Source organism: Microbacterium sp., assembly GCF_044340635.1.
Classification (GTDB): Bacteria; Actinomycetota; Actinomycetes; order Actinomycetales; family Microbacteriaceae; genus Microbacterium.
In genome coordinates, this window is sequence record NZ_JBIITF010000001.1 from 123,373 (window position 1) to 139,088 (window position 15,716).

13 protein-coding genes are annotated in these 15,716 nt (G+C 69.0%); 3 read left to right on the plus strand and 10 right to left on the minus strand.

Annotated elements, in window-relative coordinates; genetic code table 11:
* Positions 1 to 28: 28 nt before the first annotated feature.
* The 3 genes from ACIQ0W_RS00580 to ACIQ0W_RS00590 all read right to left on the minus strand — a co-directional run bounded on the left by ACIQ0W_RS00580 (position 29) and on the right by ACIQ0W_RS00590 (position 3,559).
* Positions 29 to 874, minus strand: coding sequence for a transglutaminase family protein (locus ACIQ0W_RS00580; RefSeq protein ID WP_036300709.1), 846 nt, complete (start codon positions 872 to 874; stop codon positions 29 to 31).
* On the minus strand, positions 871 to 1,803 hold the full coding sequence (locus tag ACIQ0W_RS00585) for an alpha-E domain-containing protein (RefSeq protein WP_036300707.1): 933 nt from the start codon (positions 1,801 to 1,803) through the stop codon (positions 871 to 873). The genes ACIQ0W_RS00580 and ACIQ0W_RS00585 overlap by 4 nt, the downstream gene beginning before the upstream one ends.
* Positions 1,804 to 1,867: 64 nt before the next feature.
* Positions 1,868 to 3,559: a circularly permuted type 2 ATP-grasp protein gene (locus tag ACIQ0W_RS00590; RefSeq protein ID WP_396640978.1), complete on the minus strand. Its 1,692-nt coding sequence runs from the start codon at positions 3,557 to 3,559 to the stop codon at positions 1,868 to 1,870.
* A gap of 133 nt (positions 3,560 to 3,692) precedes the next feature.
* On the opposite strand from ACIQ0W_RS00590, the gene ACIQ0W_RS00595 reads away from it, so the two are divergent.
* Positions 3,693 to 5,279, plus strand: coding sequence for a molybdopterin-dependent oxidoreductase (locus tag ACIQ0W_RS00595; protein ID WP_396640979.1), 1,587 nt, complete (start codon positions 3,693 to 3,695; stop codon positions 5,277 to 5,279).
* 146 nt (positions 5,280 to 5,425) lie between these two features.
* On the opposite strand, the gene rocD is transcribed toward ACIQ0W_RS00595, so the two are convergent.
* The 5 genes from rocD to ACIQ0W_RS00620 form a co-directional block, all read right to left on the minus strand.
* The gene (gene rocD / locus ACIQ0W_RS00600) at positions 5,426 to 6,640 is read right to left on the minus strand and encodes an ornithine--oxo-acid transaminase (RefSeq protein ID WP_396640980.1); all 1,215 of its coding nucleotides are present in this window, start codon (positions 6,638 to 6,640) and stop codon (positions 5,426 to 5,428) included.
* Entirely contained in the window at positions 6,637 to 7,545 is a 909-nt protein-coding gene (ddaH, locus tag ACIQ0W_RS00605) for a dimethylargininase (RefSeq protein WP_396640981.1), read from the minus strand. The genes rocD and ddaH overlap by 4 nt, the downstream gene beginning before the upstream one ends.
* A 292-nt stretch (positions 7,546 to 7,837) precedes the next feature.
* Positions 7,838 to 8,854 (minus strand): NAD(P)-dependent alcohol dehydrogenase, encoded by a 1,017-nt coding sequence (locus ACIQ0W_RS00610; protein ID WP_396640982.1) that lies wholly within the window; start codon positions 8,852 to 8,854, stop codon positions 7,838 to 7,840.
* A complete protein-coding gene (locus ACIQ0W_RS00615) occupies positions 8,851 to 9,087 on the minus strand; it encodes a helix-turn-helix transcriptional regulator (protein WP_396640983.1) in 237 nt (78 codons plus the stop codon). Before ACIQ0W_RS00615 ends, ACIQ0W_RS00610 begins: the two co-directional genes overlap by 4 nt.
* Positions 9,087 to 9,551: a hypothetical protein gene (locus tag ACIQ0W_RS00620; protein WP_304690171.1), complete on the minus strand. Its 465-nt coding sequence runs from the start codon at positions 9,549 to 9,551 to the stop codon at positions 9,087 to 9,089. The genes ACIQ0W_RS00615 and ACIQ0W_RS00620 overlap by 1 nt, the downstream gene beginning before the upstream one ends.
* A 96-nt stretch (positions 9,552 to 9,647) precedes the next feature.
* Here ACIQ0W_RS00620 and ACIQ0W_RS00625 point away from each other — a divergent pair, with 96 nt between their 5' ends.
* Positions 9,648 to 10,379 (plus strand): hypothetical protein, encoded by a 732-nt coding sequence (locus ACIQ0W_RS00625; RefSeq protein WP_396640984.1) that lies wholly within the window; start codon positions 9,648 to 9,650, stop codon positions 10,377 to 10,379.
* Between the two features lie 190 nt (positions 10,380 to 10,569).
* Here ACIQ0W_RS00625 and ACIQ0W_RS00630 read toward each other — a convergent pair whose 3' ends face one another.
* Together ACIQ0W_RS00630 and ACIQ0W_RS00635 are read right to left on the minus strand one after the other, a co-directional pair.
* On the minus strand, positions 10,570 to 14,343 hold the full coding sequence (locus ACIQ0W_RS00630; protein ID WP_396640985.1) for a proline dehydrogenase family protein: 3,774 nt from the start codon (positions 14,341 to 14,343) through the stop codon (positions 10,570 to 10,572).
* 82 nt (positions 14,344 to 14,425) lie between these two features.
* Positions 14,426 to 14,986, minus strand: coding sequence for a thioesterase family protein (locus tag ACIQ0W_RS00635; protein ID WP_396640986.1), 561 nt, complete (start codon positions 14,984 to 14,986; stop codon positions 14,426 to 14,428).
* A 164-nt stretch (positions 14,987 to 15,150) separates the two neighbouring features.
* On the opposite strand from ACIQ0W_RS00635, the gene ACIQ0W_RS00640 reads away from it, so the two are divergent.
* Positions 15,151 to 15,657, plus strand: a complete 507-nt coding sequence (locus ACIQ0W_RS00640; RefSeq protein ID WP_396640987.1) for a GNAT family N-acetyltransferase — start codon at positions 15,151 to 15,153, stop codon at positions 15,655 to 15,657.
* Positions 15,658 to 15,716: the final 59 nt, after the last annotated feature.

The window sequence follows — 15,716 nt, forward strand, 5'->3', positions numbered from 1 at the left end:
TCAGGAATGCCTGGCCCGAACAGCCGGGTCAGGCTTCGCGGGTGATCGTGACGCGCACGAACAGCTGGCTCTTGAACGGTCCCGCGTACACACCGCGCAGCGGCGGTACGTCGTTGTAGTCGCGGCCACGCCCGACGAGCACGTGACGGTCGCCGATCTCGATGTTGTTGGTGGGGTCGAACCCCTGCCACTCGCCCGCGAACCACTCCACCCAGGCGTGAGATTCGCCCGTGACGGCGACACCGACCGCAGCGTCGGGCTTCGGGTGCAGGTATCCCGACACGTACCGCGCGGGGATCCCGACGGAGCGCAGCGCCCCGAGAGCGATGTGCGCCATGTCCTGACAGACGCCCTTGCGGGCCTCCCACGCCTCGGCGCCCGTCGAGTGCACCCCGGTCACGCCGGACATGTACTCCACCGCGTCGCCGATCGCGACGACGATGTCGTGTGCCGCTCGGCCCGGGTCATCGTGCTGGGAGGCGATGGTCCGAGCGATCTCGGCGACATCCGGGTGGGGCATCGTGCGGTTCGTCTGGGTCAGCTGCTCGACCGTTTCGATCGATCGAGCCGCCTCGACCGCGAGCCGCTCCCACGTGATGCCACTGTGCTCGATGGGCCGCGGGCGGACCTCGACGAGGCTGCGAGCGGTGATCTGCAGGTCGGCATGGGGCGAGAGCACGTCGAAGGCGCTCACCCGGGTGCCGAAGTAGTCGACGTAGGTGTTGACGGATGTCGAGGGCTCGATATCGAGCGACGAGCTCAGCACGAACTGGCTATCCGTGGTGCCGGGAAGCATCCGAGCCTCGTTGTACGACGCCGAGACATCCCCCTTGTATGAGAAGCCGGTCGCGTGCTCGATCCTCAGGCGCTTCACGAGATCTCTCCGATCCAGCTCGGCTCCGCCTGCGTCGGGAAGAACCGGGCGCGGATCGCCTCGGACGCCTCGCGCGTGACGCGCTGCACCCGATCCATGTGCCGCGGCAGCTCACCGAGGATCTCACCGATCGGCCGGTATTCGAGGTCGTTACGGATCTGCCCGAGCGCCCGCAGCACCGTGTTGGAGTGGCCGACGCGATCTTCGCGGGGGTCGATGGCGCTCATGCAGTCCTCGGCACGCTGGATGGAGTAGATGATCGATCGCGGGAACAGGCGGTCGAGCAGAAGGAATTCGGCGGCGTTCTTCGCACTCGGCATGCCGCGGTACGTCCGCAAATACGCCTCGTAGGCGCCGCACGATCGCAGGATCGTCGTCCACGACGGACCGGACGCCTCGGTCAGAGACCGCGTCGCGAGCAGACGTGCCGTCATGTCGGCGCGCTCGATGCTCCGCCCGAGCGTGAAGAACTGCCACGACTCGTCTCGGCTGGTCGACGAGTCGACGATACCGGTCGCGAGGGCCGCGCGCTCGCGCACCCACTGGAAGAACTCGTGCACCTTGTCGGTCTGCAGGCGGCGAGGCATCCGGGCGCTCGTGGTATTCAGAACCTCCCAGAGCTCGGTCGAGACGATCTCGCGGGCACGACGGGCGTTCTCCCGAGCCGCGGTGAGCGAATAGGCGATGCTCGCGGGGTTCATGCGGTCGACGGCGAGTCGCGAAAGCACGTCTTCGCGGCGGACGCTCTCGGCGGCTGCCGGCGCCGTCGAACCCATGACCGTGAGCATGGCGCGGCAGGCCGTCTCTTCGTCGATCCAGGGGTCTTCGAGCAGGAGCTGCAGGTGGACGTCGAGGATGCGCGCGGTTCCGTCACTGCGCTCGATGTAGCGGCCGATCCAGAACAGGCTCTCGGCGATGCGGCTCAGCATGAGCCGTCCTTTCCGGTCACTGAGCAGCGCCCGCAGGGCGCGTGTCGAAGTGCGGCGATGCGGCTCAGCATGGCGCTTCCTCCCCGCTCTGCTGCTGCTGTTCCTGCTGTTCGGAGCGGTTGCGCGGGCGATCCTGCGGCGAATGCGTGACCTCGGACTGCTCCTCGTCGCCGTCCTCGGCGTAGATGATCGAGATCGACTCGGTGATGGTGGATGCCTGGTCGGCGACCAGTCCGGCCATGCCGTGTCCCTGGCCATATTCGATGTGGGTCGGGGCGGAGCCGCCGACGATCCAGGTGTCCTTCGATCCGCCGCCCTGGCTCGAGTTGACGACGAGTTCGCCCTCGGGCAGCGCCACGCGGGTCAGCCCGCCGGGCAGCACCCAGATGTCGTCGCCGTCGTTGACAGCGAAGGGCCGCAGGTCGGCGTGACGCGGACGCATCCCGTCCTCGACCAGCGTGGGGATGGTCGACAGCATCATCACGGGCTGCGCGATCCAGCCGCGGGGGTCGGCGATGAGGCGCTTGCGGAGCTGATCGAGTTCGGCGCGCGAGGCATCCGGCCCCACGACCAAGCCCTTGCCGCCCGAGCCGTCCACGGGCTTAACGACCAGCTCTGGCAGGCGATCGAGGACCTCTTCGAGAGCGCCCGGATCTTCAAGGCGCCACGTGTCGACGATCGGCAGGATCGGCTCTTCCGAGAGGTAGTACCGGATCAGGTCCGGCGTGTACGTGTAGAGCAGCTTGTCGTCGGCGACACCGTTGCCCACGGCGTTCGCGATCGTGACGTTGCCGAGGCGCGCGGCGAGCATCAGGCCCGGGGCGCCGAGCATGGAGTCCGCGCGGAACTGCAGGGGGTCGAGGAAGTCGTCGTCGACGCGGCGGTAGATGACGTCCACGCGACGCGGGCCGCGGGTCGTCCTCATGAAGACCTTGCCGCCGGCGCACAGCAGGTCGCGGCCTTCGACGAGCTCGACACCCATCAGCCGGGCGAGCAGCGTGTGCTCGAAATACGCCGAGTTGTAAACGCCCGGGGTGAGCACGACGACGTTCGGCTCGTCGATCCCGGGCGGGGCGGATGCCCGGAGCGCGGCGAGAAGCTTGTTCGGGTAATCGCCGACCGGCCGGACCCGCATCGACACGAACAATTCGGGCAGCGTCTGAGCCATGACCCGACGATTCGAGATCACGTAGCTCACGCCACTCGGCACCCGGACGTTGTCTTCGAGAACCCGCATCTGGCCGTGCTCGTCGCGGATCAGGTCGATTCCCGACACCTGGATGCGCACGCCGTTGGCGGCATGGATGTCGTGGGCCTGCCGATAGAAGTACTGCGACGAGGCGATGAGCTGCGCCGGGATAACGCCGTCGCGGACGCAGTTCTGGCGTCCGTACGCGTCATCCAGGAACGCCTCAAGCGCACGAACGCGCTGCTTGATTCCCGCTTCGACATGCGACCACTCGTCGAAGTCGATGATGCGCGGGACGGCATCCAACGGGAACGGCCGCTCTTCGCCCGCGAAGTCGAACGTGACACCCTGCGCCAGATACGAGCTCGCGAGCGAGTCGGTGCGCCCGCGCAGCTCTTCCTGAGTCATCCGCGCCAGAGCCTGATAGAGCTCGCGATACGCCTGCCGGGACTCCGCGAGGGCCCCCGGATGCTCCGGCCCACCGAACATCTCGTCATAGGCGGGAAGGCCCCCGGCTGTCTTCCGCGGCGCAAGAGTCGAGCCGTAGCCGTCGAAAAGGTCACCCATGCACCGAGCCTAGCCCCGGCCGTGTTGCCGCGATGTTTCGGTCCCGGCGCGGGCTCCACCCTCCGCGATGCCTCATAGCGAATGCACTGCTCGGCCCCGCCCGCCCCCTCGTGCGCGCGCGTAGGCTCTCACCATGACGCAGAGTGAGCGCGCACCGAGTCGCGTCGCCGCCGGCTGGGCCGGCATCGCAGCGGTCGCGTTCGGGGCCGGCCTGGGTGAGTTGGCCGCAGCGATCATCTCGCCCACAGCCAGCCCGACGGCGAGCATCGGCTCGCTCATGATCGACCTGGCCCCACCGTGGGCCAAGGACCTGGCGATCGCCCTGTTCGGCACGCTCGACAAGATCGCGCTCCTCACCGGCATCGCCGTCGTCCTCGCGCTTGTCGCCGCGGTGGCGGGCCTGCTCGAAGCGCGACGCCCGCCCTGGGGACGCGTGATCGTCCTGGCTCTCGGCGCGTTCGGCGTTCTGGCCGCCGTGACCCGGGCGAACGCGACGGGGGTGTCGTGGCTGCCCTCGGTGATCTCGGCCGTGACGGCCGCGGTCGCCCTCGGCCTGATCGTGCGACGGCTCCCGTTGCGGACCCCGGCGAGCGCGGCGGTGTCGGATACGGCGACGGATGCGCCCAGCATTCCCGGCCGGGACGGTGCCGATCCGGATCGACGTCGCTTCCTCGTCTGGAGCGTGGGGGCCGCGGTGATCGGAGGCTTCGCCGCCGTCGGTTCCACTGTGGTGCGCTCGGGGAGCAGAGCCGCGACGGTCGTTCGCGACGCCATCCGTCTTCCCGCTCCCGCAACCACGGCGGCACCCGTGCCGCCCGGAGCCGAGCTGAACATCGAGGGCCTCGCCCCGGTCATCACGCCGAACGACCAGTTCTACCGCATCGACACCGCGCTGATCGTGCCGCAGGTCGACCCCGCCGAGTGGTCGCTGCGGATCCACGGGATGGTCGAAGAAGAGATCACGATCGGGTGGGGCGAGCTGCTCGCGTTGCCGCTGGAAGAGAGCGTCACGACCCTGACCTGCGTCTCGAACGATGTGGGCGGCGATCTGATCGGAAATGCCCTGTGGCTCGGCTATCCGATTCGGCTGCTGCTCGAGCGCGCGCGCCCGACGGCGGGGGCCGACATGGTGCTCTCGCGCTCGATCGACGGCTTTACGGCGAGCAGCCCGATCGAGGCGTTGACCGACGACCGCAATGCGATTCTCGCGGTGGGCATGAACGGCGACCCCCTGCCCGCCGAGCATGGCTTCCCCGTGCGCATGGTGGTCCCCGGCCTGTACGGCTACGTCTCCGCGACGAAGTGGGTCGTCGAGATGGAGGTCACGACCTTCGCGGATGCGACCGCGTACTGGACCGACCGCGGATGGTCCGAACTCGGCCCCATCAAGCTCCAGTCGCGCATCGATGTCCCCCGCAGCGGGTCGGTGCTTGCGGCCGGCGACACGGTCATCGCGGGGGTGGCGTGGCAGCAGCATGTCGGCATCTCGGGTGTAGAAGTGCAGATAGATGGCGGTGACTGGCAGGACGCGACGCTCGCCACCGCGATCTCGGACGACACGTGGGTGCAGTGGAGCCTGCCGTGGGCCGCAACATCCGGCGAGCACACGATTCGCTGCCGCGCGACGAACGTCGACGGCGAAACGCAGACGAGCGACGTGCAGCCCGTCGTGCCCGATGGCGCGACGGGCTGGGACGAGCTCAGCATCAGCGTGAGCTGAGTCTCGCCCGGTCGTTCCGGCCGCCCCCCTCGACGTGACCCGCCGAGTGCGCCGGTTGTCGCCGAGATGGCCCGTTCCATGCGGTGGATTACCGGCGGGCTCGCGAGTAATCAGCGGAGTCGGTGGCGAGCGTGGACCGGAAGGCGTCAGCCGGCGAGCACGACCCGCAACTGCTCGACCGCCCAGTCCAGTTCGGTGGCCCGCACGACCAGGGGCGGAGCCATCCGGATCGTCTGTCCGTGCGTGTCTTTCACCAGCACACCTCGCGCGAGCAGGCGCTCCGCTACCTCGCGTCCCGTGCCTGCGGCCGGATCGATGTCGACCCCGGCCCACAGGCCCGCCCGACGAACGGACGTGACACCCGAGTCGACCAGCTCGGCGAGCTTCCCCCCGAGGTGTTCGCCCAGTGCGAGGGCACGCTCCTGGAACTCGCCCGACGCGAGCATTTCGACGACCCGCAGCCCCACGGCCGCCGCGAGCGGGTTGCCGCCGAACGTCGACCCGTGCTCGCCGGGCCGGATGACTCCCAGCACATCCTTGTTGGCGACGACCGCGGACAGCGGCAGGATGCCTCCACCCAGCGCCTTACCCAGCAGGTACACGTCGGGCACGACGCCCTCGCGATCGCAGGCGAAGGTCGTGCCGACCCGGCCGAGTCCGGACTGGATCTCGTCCGCGATCATCAGCACGCCGCGACGCTCGGTGATCTCGCGCACCGCGCGGAGGTACCCCTCGGGTGGCACGATCACTCCCGCTTCGCCCTGGATCGGCTCGATCAGCACGGCCGCGGTGTTCTCGTCGATCGCCGCCTCGATCGCGGACGCATCGCCGAACGGTACATGGACGAATCCCGGCGCGAACGGCCCGAAATCGTCGCGCGCCTGCGGGTCGTCGCTGAAACCGACGATCGTGGTCGTGCGGCCGTGGAAGTTGCCGTCTGCAACGATGATCGTCGCCGCATCCGGGGCGACGCCCTTCACCCGATACCCCCAGGCGCGGGCGACCTTGATGCCGGTCTCGACGGCCTCGGCGCCCGTGTTCATGGGCAGCACCATGTCTTTGCCCGCGAGCTCGGCAAGTGCCGCGGCGAATGGGCCGAGGCGATCGTTGTGATACGCCCGGCTGGTCAGCGTCAGGCGATCGAGCTGCTCGTGGGCGGCCTCGAGGATGGCTGGATGCCCGTGGCCGAAGTTCAGCGCCGAGTAGGCCGACAGCAGGTCCAGGTATCGCTTCCCCTCGACATCCGTCACCCATGCGCCCTCGCCCCGCGCGATGACGACGGGCAGCGGGTGGTAGTTGTGGGCGAGGTGTTCGTCTTCGAGCGCGACGACGCGGATGCTGGCGGTATCGAGATTCGTCATGATGCGCGTCCCCGCAGTTCCCCGCTCGCAGCGCGCAGTTCCAGCGTGCAGCACTTGATGCCGCCGCCGCCGAGCAGCAGTTCGGACAGATCGATCAGGATCGGGTTGTAACCCCGCTCGCGCAGCTGCGCCTCGAAGCCCGTCGCGCGGGGCGAGATCAGGACGTTCAGCCCATCGCTCGCCGAGTTCAGGCCGAAGACGTCACCGTCGGCCTCCGAGACGCGGATGGCGTCGGGGTAGCGCTCGGCGAGAATCGCCTGGCTCGCGTCGTCGAAGGCCTGGGGCAGGTAGGCGATGTTTGCGTGGTCGGGTCCCCCGTGATCGGCACCATGCACGGGGTCGAGCACGGCGATCGCGGTGTCGAGGTGGTAGAACCGGGGGTCGGTCAGGGTCAGGCTCACGACCTCGCGTCCGAAGACCTCGCCCACCTCGCGGTGGCTGTCGCCCGTCGAGCGGAATCCCGTACCGGCGAGGATCGTGTCACCGACGAGCAGGAAGTCGCCCTCGCCCTCGTTGACCTCGACGGCCTCGGTGAGTTGAAATCCGTTGGCAGCGAACCAGGCGTTGAAGTGCGCGGCCTCGGGAGCCCGCTCGGGGAAGTGGAACTTCGGTCCGTACGCGACGCCGTCGATCAGGAATCCGCCGTTGGCCGTGTAGACCATATCGGGGAGCCCCGGCACCGGATCGATCAGCTCGACCTCGTGGCCGAGCGCGACGTATGTGTCGTAGAGGTTCTGCCACTGCCGCAACGCCGTCTCGGTGTTGGTCGGGCGGCTGGGCACCATCCAGGGGTTGATGCTGTAGCTCACGGTGAAGTGGTCGGGCCGACACATCAGGTACCGGCGGTGCTGCGCCACGCGCTCGGCGGACGAGGTGGGGGCGGGTGAAACGGGGTGCGTCGACATCTCTGCTCCTGCGGTAGAGGTGCGGCGGACGCTGTCCTGAGGTTCGGCGGCCCTTCGACTCGGGCCCCCGGGGGCGGCGAGGAAAGGTCGGCACGAACACGCCACGGGCATTCTCTCACCCGGGGGGCCTTCCGCGCGATCACCCGCCCCAGCGTCCATGTCCCGCTTCCGCTCGGTATGGCGGGCGGAATCACCGAAAAGTGGGACATCCCTGAAGCTGATGTCCCACTTTCTGCCGCTATGAAGGACCGAAAGCGAGGAAAAGTGGGACATGACTCCCGTCGCACAACCTTCACCCGGCCGAGACGACGACCTTGCCGACCGCATGGCCCGCGTCGACGTGCGCGAGCGCCGACCCTGCTTCTGCCAGGTCGTATGTCCGCTCGATCACCGGGCGCAACCGCTCCTCGACGACCAGCGCCAGAAGCTGACGGGTGATGTCGGGCTTGGCGGTCGCGGCGAGCGGCTTGAGTCGCGGACCCGGGGTGAGGGAGAGCAACCCGGCACGCAGGATCCGTCCGATCGGGCCGAGCACGCGTCCGCCCTCGCCCGACACCATGACGACGCAACCCCCGGGCGCGACCAGTCGGCGAAGGGCACGCAGCGGCGCGCGGCCGACCATGTCGATGACGGCGTCGAAGGATGCCGCGGGCAACTCGGGCGGTGATGCCCCGGCGTCGACCCGCGCGTAGTCGAACGTCCGCACGGCACCGAGATCGGCGACGAGTCGCTCGTTGCGAGCCCCGCAGACCGCCCATACCTCGGCTCCCCAGAGGGCAGCGAGCTGAACGGTGTAGGTGCCGACTCCCCCGCTCGCCCCGATCACGAGCACGCGCCGACCGGTCCCCGCCCGATCGCCCGCGAGGTCGAGCGCCTGCCACGCCGTCCCCGCGGACACGGGCAGCGCTGCCGCCACGACCGCGTCGATCGTCGCCGGTCGAGCCACCACCCGCGCGACGGGGGCGATCGCATACTCCGCGAGCCCGCCGCCGGGCAGTTCCCCGACGACCTCATCGTCGACAGCGAGCGCGCCCACCCCGGGCCCGACCGCAACGACCGTGCCCGCGACATCCATCCCGCGCGTCACGGCCTTCGGTCCGCGCAGCCCGAAGAAGGCCCGGACGAGCAGAGGCTCGCCGCGCATGATGTGGACGTCACCCGCATGCAGGGCCGTCGCCCGAACGCGCACGAGAACCTCGCCCGCGCCTGGACGGGGCACCGGGATACGCGCGGACTGCACGGTCTCGGGGCCACCGTAGGCCGTCTGACGCCAAGCCGTCATCGCTTCGGGGACCGATGCATCCATCATGAAGTGTCCTTCGCAGAGTGGTCGGCGGGGTACTGGAAAATGTCGTCGAGCCCGACGGCGAAGACGCGCGCGATCTGGAACGCGAGTTCGAGGCTCGGTGAGTACTTGCCCTGTTCGATCGCGATGAGGGTCTGTCGCGTCACCCCGATCCGGGCGGCGAGCTCGGCCTGCGTGAGACCGGCCCTCTCACGGATGGTGCGGATCGAGTTGGTCACCCGCGTGGGTTTGACCATCAGACGAGCCCGCGCCGATAGGCGACGACGCTCGCGATTCCCCCGACGAACGCCGAGAGGGCGAATCCCGCGAACATCGTGTTCGCGATCCAGAACCAATCCACCTGGAGAGCGCTCTGCACGATCACGCCGAGTCCCGCGATCACCATGAACGCCTGTCCGACGCGGCCGCCCATGTGGGCGATGTCCCGGTCGCGCTGATCGGACTTTCCGACGCCGTCGCGATCGCGCATACCGGCAAGGATCCCCCACAGGATGCTGATCACGATGGAGGCGACGATGCTTCCGACGATCGTCCACAGCATGATCGGCCACCAGACGACGTCGGTCAGCGGACCGTCGCCGGCCTGCTGCAGCACGAGCAGCACATAGACGCCCACACCGACCACGCTGACGATGAGCCCGACCCAGGTATTGCGTTCTTCGTAGACCACGATCGCTCCGATGTCTAGAATTATTGACATCGCTACGGTACTGCGACCGCGCGACGCATGTCAACTATTCTTGACATGCGTCGAAGTGAGACGGAAACCGCCCCGGAATCCTGCCAGGCTATGGGCATGCCGCGCCGTTCCGCCGACGAAACTCGGACACTCATCCTCGAAGCAGCCATCCATCTGCTGCTCGAACGAGGGGTCACCGCCGGCGTGCAGCACGTCCGACTGCAAGAGGTACTCCGCTCCGTGGGCCTGACAACAGGCGCGGCGTACCGGATCTGGGCCGATCAGGACGACTTCCATCGCGATCTCGCCGTCGCCATGGTGGGCGTGCGATTCGCCCCGCCGGTCACGAGTGCGATGATCGCGATCCAAGACATCCTGGCCGCGAACGGTCCGCTCGTGGAAGTGGTGCGCGCGGCGGCGCTCGACCAGGTCACCTACTCCTCGAAGTTCCACCTCGAGCCCGAGTCCCGCGACTCCCATGCGTTCATCACAGCGCTTGCGCTCCGAACCGCCGCGGGAGCGTGGCCCGAGCTTCGCGCGGCGAGCGCCGTGCGGCATCGCGAGTCGATCGATGCATTCGCCGCGCTCTACGGCGCTCTGCTTCAGCGATACGAGCGCCGGATGCGTGAGCCCATGACGATCGTCGATTTCACGGAAGCGATGGCGGCGCTCGGCGAGGGCTTTGCGATTCGCGCGGCGGAGGGTTTGAACCATCCGATGTACGACGTCCCCGACGGCGCCGACATACCGAGCGGCGAGTGGACGCTGTTCGGGATAAGCATCCTCGGCATGATCGAGGGCTTCACCGTTCCCCTCGAGGACAGCACGCGCGAGACCTCTCGAACGTGAGGCGTCCCCCGGCCGCCCGACTCAGATTGCGGGCGACCGGGGTCGCTGATCACTCAGCGAGAGAGACCCGCCGTCGAGCCCGAATCCGGACGGCGTTACTCATCCCCCCACAGCCATAGTCGCGGGCGACCGCGGCAAGGTCCAGATAGATAAATTCTTTATCTCGGGTCTTCTCGGAAGACGAATACCTCTAGATGACGGATTCGCTCCACGGGTCGGGCGTGCCGAAGCGATGGGCCGTGATCGAGATCGACTGCTCACGCAGGAACGGCAGCAGTTCGATCCGGGCCGCGGTCGTCACTTCGTCGGCGTACACGGCCAGGTCGGGGTGGCCGCCCGTGGCTTCCGCGAGGGCCGCGCGCAGGGACGCGACGGCCCCCGGCGACCCGACCAGACGCGCACGCGGCTCGGGGGTGACAGCCACGTCGTCCGCGCCCGCCGAGAGCAGGGACGCCGCCACGACCTCGGCCGCGCGCTTCGCCATCCTCTCGATCCACTGCTCATCGGTTTCGACGCGCACCTCCACGTCCAGCTCGGACAGGACGCGTCGAACCGCGGGCGGGAGCGCAACCGGCGCGCTCAGCGAGAAGCGCGACCGAGCACGAACGCCGGCGAGCACCACGCGCAGCACGGCACGCCAGTCGGCGTCTCCCGCCGCGCGTACGGCGACGGGGACGGGGCGGTATCGGAAGAGGTTGCGCTCGACGCCGAGGCGCGAGACATCGCGCACCTGCCCGAACTCGCGATCCCACGAGATGGCGTCCGACAGGGCTGCGCGGCGCACCCACTCGAAGGCCTCGTAATCGAGCGTGGCCTGAGCCGCCTCGATGATCGCGGTCAGGCGCGAGTCCAACCCGCGCAGGTGCAGCGACGTCGAGCGCGCACCGCCCGCCGAGGGTCGCCACGAGCCGAGGCCCACCAGGTAGTTCGGCCCACCGGCCTTAGTTCCGGCGCCGACCGACGAACGTTTCCAGCCACCGAACGGCTGGCGCCGCACGATCGCGCCCGTGATCCCGCGATTGACGTACAGGTTGCCGGCTTCGACACTCTCGAGCCACCGCTGCAGGTCGGCCGGGTCCTGCGTGTAGAGCCCGGCGGTCAGCCCGTAGTCGACGGCGTTCTGCAACTCGATGGCCTGCTCGAGCGAACCGGCACGCATGATTCCGAGAACCGGGCCGAAGAACTCCTCACGATGAAAGCGCGAACCCGGTTCCACACCGGTGCGGATGCCGGGGGTCCAGAGCCGCCGTTGGGCATCCAGCGGCCGTGGCTTCACGAGCCAGCGCTCGCCGTCGTCGAGTGTCGTCAGCGCCCAGTCGAGCTTGCCCGTCGGGGGCTCGATGAGGGGTCCGACATCGGAGCGCGGATCCTCGGGCATCCCGATCCGCAGCGACGCGGTCGCATCGACGAGCTGGCGGGCGAACCGGCGAGACCGCGCGACCGGGCCGACGAGGATCGCGAGGCTCGCCGCCGAGCATTTCTGTCCGGCGTGCCCGAACGCGCTTCGCACCAGGTCGCGTGCCGCGAGATCCAGATCCGCGGTCGACGTGATGATCATCGCGTTCTTGCCGCTCGTCTCCGCGAGCAGGGGCAGATCGGGGCGCCATGAGCGGAAGAGCGCCGCCGTCTCCCACGAACCCGTGAGGATGACCCGATCGACGCCCTCGTGTGTGACGAGTTGCCGTCCGAGTTCGCCCTCCTCGATATCCACGAGGGCGAGCACGTCACGGGGAACCCCGGCGTCCCACAGGGCGTCGGCGAGCACGGCCGCGCAGCGCCGCGCCTGGGGCGCGGGCTTGAACACGACCGCGGATCCGGCGGCGAGCGCCGCGAGCACACCACCGGCGGGGATCGCGAGCGGAAAATTCCAGGGCGGTGCGACCAGGGTCAACCGCGCGGGTACAAAAACGGCGCCGCTGACGGCGTCGAGCTCGCGTGCGGTGGCGGCGTAGTAGCGGGCGAAGTCGACGGCCTCACTGACCTCGACGTCCGCCTCCGCGAACACCTTCCCCGTCTCCGATGCGGCGACCTCGATCAGGTCCCCGCGACGGGCTTCGAGAACGGATGCAGCACGCACCAGAACCGCGGCACGCTCAGCGGCGGAACGCGAACCCCAGGCGCCGCCCGCCTCGCGCGTCCGAGAAACGAGATCGTCGAGCCGCGACTCGGAGTCGACACGGGCGGCGAGGATCGTGCGGATTCCGGCCTCGGAGCCGGGCACGCGGGCCAGGATGTCGCCCGCCCACAGACGTGTCTCGGGCAGTGACGGGTCGGAGTCGCGGGCGTTAGAGAACCGGGCGTTCGAGGGGCCGAGAGCTGCGGCATCCGCGTCCTTTTCCCGCGGCGCGTAGACCGCGGTCTCGACGAGGTCGTCGCTGAACCGGAAGGGCGACGGCGCGGGGGCGTCGATCTCGCCGAGCGTGCCCGCGTTGGCTCCCTCGGCGATGCCCAGCACGACCTGCGTGAGTCCCGCATCGGGCTCCGAGGGCGCGGGGCGACGGATGGCCGGCAGCGTTTCGTCCAGGTCCAGATCACCGGCAACGGAGGGTTCGCGCGTGACGACGGCGGCCCGGGGACGACGGCGCGGGCCTGTCGGCAGGGAGGCCTCGGATGCACGGGCGATGGACGATCCGAAGCGCGCGCGTTCCCGCTGCCACAGGGCCGGGTCGTGATGAAGGTCGAAGGCGGCGGACAGGAAGTTCTCGCTCGACGCGCTCTCTTCCAAGCGACGAACGAGGTAGCTGATCGCGACATCGAATTCGTCAGGCCGGACGACGGGGACGTAGAGCAGAACCCGTCCCACCTCGCGCTCGACGGCGGCGACCTGCGCCTGCGCCATTCCCAACAGCATCTCGACGTCGACGTCTTCCCGCACGCCGCGCTCGCCGGCGAGCAGCCAGGCGTAGGCGATGTCGAACAGGTTGTGTCCGGCGATTCCCAACCGCACGGCGGCCGTCGCTTCGGGGCGCAGAGCCTCGTCCAGGCAGCGCAGATAGTTGGCGTCGGTATCGAGCTTGCTGTCGTAGGTCGCCAGCGTCCAGCCGTGCATCACGGCATCCACCCGCTCCATGGCGAGGTTGGCACCCTTCACCAGGCGTACCTTGATGCGTGCACCTCCCGACGCGACCCGGACGCGAGCCCATGCTGTCAGTTCGCGCAGCGCGGGGAGGGCATCCGGCAGGTAGGCCTGCAACACGATGCCCGCCTCGAGCGAGGCCAGGCGCGGGTCCTCGAGCAGGCGGGTGAACACCGCGATCGTCAGGTCGAGGTCGCGGTACTCCTCCATATCGAGATTGATGAACGTGCCGTCCCCTGCCGCGCTGAGGTAGAGCGGAAGCAGGCGCTCCACGACTCGCTCGACGGTGTCGTCGAACGCCCACATCGACACGGAGGACACGATCGCCGAGACCTTGACCGACACGTAATCGACGTCCGGGCGGAGGATCAGTTCATGGATGCCGTCAAGCCGCCGCCGCGCCTCGGTCTCACCCAGAACCGCCTCGCCCAGCAGGTTGAGGTTCAGACGCGACCCGTCGGCGCGCAGCCGCTCGATCGCCGGGCCGAGCTTGGCGGGACGTGCGTCGACGACCAGGTGCCCCACCATCTCGCGCAGCACGCGCCTCGCGATCGGCACGACGGGGCTCGGCAGGGCGGGCGCCACCTGGCCACCGAGTCGCACCGCCGCTCGGAGATACCAGGGCAGAAACTCGGGGACGAGCGGGGCGACACGGTGGAGGTGGGACGCTGCGGCCACCAAGCTCTCGGGACGCATGACCCCGTCGACGAACCCCACGGTGAAGGGCAATCCGTTTCGGTCACCGAGGATCCCGGCCAGGCGACGCGCCGCGGGGTCGACAGCACCCTCGGCGGACTCGGCGACCCACTTCTCGGCGAGGCGCACGGCCTCTTCCTCGCGTGCATTCGTCCGCTCGGACGAGGCGTCGTTCGGCTCGGGCTGCGGCATTTCCTCAGACTACGTCCGAGGCCTCGAGCGGGCCGGGCTCACCTCGGCGCGTCGATCTGCGCGCGCCGTCAGGAGCGGTGGGTCAGGACCAGTCGCTCGGCGCCGCCGATCGGGGCGAGGGCAGGGTGGATGCCGCGGCCCACTCGTGCACCCAGTCCGGCACCTCGGGCAATCCCTCGGGACGCCCGACCGCCGCGAACAGCTCCTCGTGGCCGAGCGAACCGCCCGAGCGCTTCAGCATCCGGGCACGGATGATGGCGCGTGCATAGATCTCGCCGTCCACGACGGCGCGATGCTCGAGGTAGATCGCCCGATCGTCGTGGCCGATGAGGCGCGACTCGAGCGTGAAGCGCTGCCAGAGCCCGAGCGACTTTCGAAAGGTGATCGTCTCGCTCGAAACCACCGCGTACCAGGCGTGCTCCCTCATCGCGTCGGCGAGCCCCGTGCGCACGAGCAGGTCCCAGCGCCCGAGGTCGAACAGCGAGAGGTACCGGCCGTTGTTCATGTGCCGCAGGACGTCGATGTCCGTGGGGAGAGTCCGCAGCCGGATGCGTCCCACCGTCGTGGGCGGAAGAAGCCCCTCGCGCCGCAGCCGACGCCGCGCGGCGAGCATCACGAGGAGCGTGCGCCAGATCACATTCACGAGGCGTGACGCTACCGATGGCCGGACCCTGCCGTCGAATCCGCCGAGATTCGTTGTGTGCTCCCGACAGGTTGCCGGGGGCTCGGTAGACCGGAGCCGGAGGTATCCCCTCCCCGTGCACACCTCGATTTCCCCCGCGCGGGAGGCTGACGTAGAGTCTCGCCATGGAAGCCGAGCTCCAGACCGATGTCGTTGTCCGCCCTGTTCGAGACGTAGACGCCGAGGCGTTGGGTCGGGTCCACGCCACCTGCTGGCACGAGACCTACGACCACCTCATCAGCCGCGCTGCGCTCGAGAGCGTATCCGCCCGGCGCATGGCCGAGTTGTGGACCCACTGGATGAACCAGGGCCCCGACTACATCCAGTACGCCGCCCTCGTGAATGGCGAGATCGTGGGCTTCGCCGGCGCCGGTCCCGCCCGGGACGATGACGCCCCGCGGTCGCGCGAGCTCTACTTCATCTACCTGCTCGCCGCCTGGCACGGCACGGGCATCGGTCAGCGACTGTTCGACGCCGTCGTCCCAGCCGACGAGAAGGTCTACCTCTGGGTCGCGGACGACAACCCGCGGGCCCACGGTTTCTACCACCGCAACGGTTTCACGCTCGACGGAGCATCGCACAAGGAGCCCTTCCTCGGCGAGACGATCACCGAAGTCCGCTTCGTCCGCTGAGCCTCGGCTCACGCGCGACTCGGTCGATTCGGGTCCCTTCTGCGGATCAGATCCACCGA